The organism is Magnetococcales bacterium, from assembly GCA_015231925.1.
GTDB lineage: Bacteria > Pseudomonadota > Magnetococcia > Magnetococcales > JADGAQ01 > JADGAQ01.
The window spans coordinates 1-2768 of sequence record JADGAQ010000328.1 but is presented as its reverse complement, the minus strand read 5'-3'; the positions used below and the strand labels follow the sequence as shown (position 1 = coordinate 2768).

The following is a 2768-nucleotide window of genomic DNA, read 5'->3' as shown; positions in this document are numbered from 1 at the left end:
TTTCAGGCGATTGACAAAGCGGCCTGATCGATGTTCCATGGGAGGAGCTTTTCGAAGTCCTCCAGGGTGGTGGCGGTGGGGAGTGCGGTGAAGATGTGGCGCAGGTAGGCGAAAGGTTCCAAGCCGTTGGCTTTGGCCGTTTCGATAATGCTGTAGAGGTTGGCGGAGGCTTTCACGCCACGCACGGAATCGGAGAACAGCCACCCTTTGCGACCGATGACAAAGGGCCGAATGGCATTCTCGACGCCATTGTTGTCGATCTCCAGGCGGCCGTCTTCCAGGTAACGGATCAATCGTGGCCACTGGCTGTTCAGGTAGCCCATGGCCACACCCAACGCAGTTTTGGGGGGCGCCGTTGGCAGGTTTTTGTCCAGCCATGTTTTCAACTCGTCCAGGATGGGACCAGCTCGTGCGTGTCGTACTTCGAAGCGTGTTTGGGGATCGGCTTTGGCTTCCCGGAGGTCCTTTTCCACGAGATAGAGTTTGCGGATCAAGGCCATGGCCTGCCCCGCCTTGCCGGGCTTGCCCTTGCCGTCACGTCCCATGGCCTTGATGGCTTCGTCGAACTTGCGGCGGGCATGAGCCCAGCACCCGACATGGATGATGTGCGGATCCGCCCCGACCGCCAGGTAGCCGTCGTAGCCATCGGTTTGCAAATAGCCTTGATATTCGGCCAGCAGATTTTTCGGGACGCTGCCGCTTCGGCTGGGGTCGTAATCGAAGAGGATGACGGTACCTTCGGCCGGGGTGCCCCGCTGCACCCACATGTAGGACCTGGTGGTTGCCTTTTTGCCCGGTTCGTTGAGAACCTGGACCGTGGTTTCATCCATCTGGATGACGCCATGGCTGAGCAGTTGGTCCCGCAACAGGTTGATCAGGGGTTGCACCAGGTTGCCCGCCTGGATCATCCAGTTGGCCAGGGTGCTGCGGGAGAGATCGATGCCGGCCCGGGTCAGGATATCACCCTGACGGTAGAGCGGCAGACCGTCGGCATATTTGGCAACCGCCACATGGGCCAGGAGTGCCGCCGTGGCCAGGGCCTTGGGGATGGGGCGTTTCGGGGCCGGAGCGGTTTTCACTCCCTGATGGCAATGGGGGCAACCGTATTTGATCCGGATATGCCGAATGACCCGGACCTGGGCGGGGATGATATCCAGTTGCTCGCTGATCTCCCGGCCGATTTCCGTCAGCAGGGATTCATCCAGATCACAAATCCGCTCGGACTCCGGCAATTCATGGACAATTTCCACCCGGGGCAGCCAGTCGGGCAAGGGTTTGCGGCCGCGTTTTTTGCGCTGGTGCCCGGCAACGGGAGTGGTTTCCTCCTTGTTTTCCCCTTCGCCTTCTTCTTCCACCTCATCGGGAGAGGATTCCTGGATCTGTTCCGCCTCGTCGAACAGTCCCAACAGGACGGGGAATCCCTTCATGGGATCGCCCTTTTCGCTGGAACGACCGAACAGCTTCGCCACCAGGATGTTGACCTTTTCCTGCCAATAGTGTACTCGCCCAACCAACGCCTCTTTCTCCTTCAGCAGATTCAAAACCATCTCCTGAAGGGCGTCGGTATCCTGGGGAAGATCAATTGTCGAGGTGTTGGTCGGTGCGTTCATGAGGTGAAATATAGCATAATATCATTGAAAATGCTATGAAATATTTGAATATTGCAGCATTTTATGCGGCTTCATGCTGGCGATGTCGTAGCCGTCCAGCAGCCAGTTGAGCTGCTGACCGGTAATCCTCGCCACCCCCTCGTCGGAGCGCTTCAGCCAATGGAAACGCTCCTCCTCCAGGCGTTTTTGCCAGAGGCAAAAGCCGTTGCGCTCCCAGTAAAGGATCTTGACCTTGTCACGTCGCCGATTGCGAAAGACAAACAGGCCAGCCGAGAAGGGATCCTGGTCCAGTAGCGTCTCCACCAGGGTGGCCAGACCGTTGATCCCTTTTCGGAAGTCCACCGGATCCAGGCAGAGGAACACATTTACCAGGTCATGGGACGGTCGCATCATGGCAGGGCAGAGGCCGCCCGCAACACGGTATGCAGCGCCTCCTCCCCCTGGACAGACCACTCCACGGTCACCCCATTGGGCAAGCAAACGCGCCCCGCCACCGGGAAGGAGACCGATCCAGGACACATCTCCAGCCTTCGGAATCTGACTGAGGTCTGCCGGTTCCCTTCCAGCAGGCCATCCTCCCCCAGTTGCCGTTTCCAGAAATACAAGGATGGCAAGCTCAATCCATGTTTTTCGGCATAAGCCTTGATCGTCCCTCCGCTGGTCTGGCAGTTCCGAAGGTGGTCAAGCCAGTATTGCTGTTTCTCTGTCAACCCGGTTCTTTCGTATTCTTCCATGTCACCCTCCTGAAAGTTGCTGTTTCGCGAAGGGTGACATTACCGGGGAAAGAAGTGAACCCTGGGGAGAAATGGACGCTTACCCGGAGTCAGCCGGGACCGGGCAACGCCCCCGCCAAGCCGGAGGTGGCCACCCCGGCCCCTGGGGCGCGGCTCATCCGGGAGTGGCAGGGGGTGGAATATGTGGTGACCGTGCTGGACGACGGTTTTGAATACCAGGGGCGTAAATTCAAAAGTCTGTCGTCAGTGGCCAAGGCCATCACCGGCACCCACTGGTCGGGACCGCTGTTTTTTGGATTGCGGAAGGGAGGCAAGGCATGAACCGCAAAAAACCAACCACCACCGTGACGCCCAAGGTGCGGTGCGCGATCTACACCCGCAAATCCACCGACGAGGGGCTGGATCAGGAGTTCAACTCCCTGGA

The 2768-nt window shown here is 58.6% G+C and carries 4 protein-coding genes; 1 reads left to right on the top strand and 3 read right to left on the bottom strand.

Translation table 11 applies throughout. The annotated features are described in order from the left end of the window. Positions 1 to 2: 2 nt before the first annotated feature. From HQL56_19445 to HQL56_19435, 3 genes are read right to left on the bottom strand one after another with little or no spacing between them, the layout of a single operon-like run. Entirely contained in the window at positions 3 to 1610 is a 1608-nt protein-coding gene (locus HQL56_19445) for an IS66 family transposase (protein ID MBF0311691.1), read from the bottom strand. Between the two features lie 33 nt (positions 1611 to 1643). Continuing rightward, on the bottom strand, positions 1644 to 2003 hold the full coding sequence (gene tnpB, locus HQL56_19440; GenBank protein ID MBF0311690.1) for an IS66 family insertion sequence element accessory protein TnpB: 360 nt from the start codon (positions 2001 to 2003) through the stop codon (positions 1644 to 1646). Further along, positions 2000 to 2344, bottom strand: coding sequence for a hypothetical protein (locus HQL56_19435; GenBank protein MBF0311689.1), 345 nt, complete (start codon positions 2342 to 2344; stop codon positions 2000 to 2002). Before HQL56_19435 ends, tnpB begins: the two co-directional genes overlap by 4 nt. Between HQL56_19435 and HQL56_19430 the strand changes: the two genes are divergently transcribed. Next, the gene (locus tag HQL56_19430) at positions 2234 to 2665 is read left to right on the top strand and encodes a DUF2924 domain-containing protein (GenBank protein ID MBF0311688.1); all 432 of its coding nucleotides are present in this window, start codon (positions 2234 to 2236) and stop codon (positions 2663 to 2665) included. The two genes, HQL56_19435 and HQL56_19430, sit on opposite strands and share 111 nt — an antisense overlap. The last annotated feature ends 103 nt before the right edge of the window (positions 2666 to 2768 follow it).